The sequence below is a fragment of the Streptomyces sp. BE20 genome (genome assembly GCF_036322525.1).
GTDB lineage: Bacteria > Actinomycetota > Actinomycetes > Streptomycetales > Streptomycetaceae > Kitasatospora.
This window is the reverse complement of record NZ_JAQYWW010000022.1, coordinates 1-337: the sequence shown is the minus strand read 5'-3', so window position 1 is coordinate 337 and position 337 is coordinate 1. Positions and strand designations below refer to the sequence as shown.

Annotated in this window: 1 protein-coding gene; it reads left to right on the top strand. The window is 71.8% G+C overall.

All coding sequences use genetic code 11. The features are described 5' to 3' along the window. The coding region (locus tag PUR61_RS00080; RefSeq protein ID WP_329874317.1) for a KR domain-containing protein at positions 1 to 337 on the top strand (337 nt) is incomplete at both ends.

Here is a 337-nt window from a genome sequence, read left to right as displayed (position 1 = left end):
GTGGTGTTCCGGGCGAAGGTCGACGCGGCGCGTAACCTTGCCGCCGCGACGGAGGGCCGGACGCTCAGCGCGTTCGTCCTGTACTCCTCGGTGGCGGGTCTGTTCGGCAATGCGGGCCAGGCCAACTACGCTGCCGCGAAGACGTTCCTGGAGGAGTACGCGTCGGAGCTGCGGTCGCTGGGTGTGCCGGCGACGTCTCTGGCGTGGGGTCTGTGGGACGCGGGGATGGGTGAGCCGCTCACCGACGCGGACCGGGAGCGGATGCGGCGTGGTGGTGTCCTGCCGCTGACCGCCGAGCAGGGGCTCGCGGCCTTCGACGCGGCGCTTTCCGGTGGAC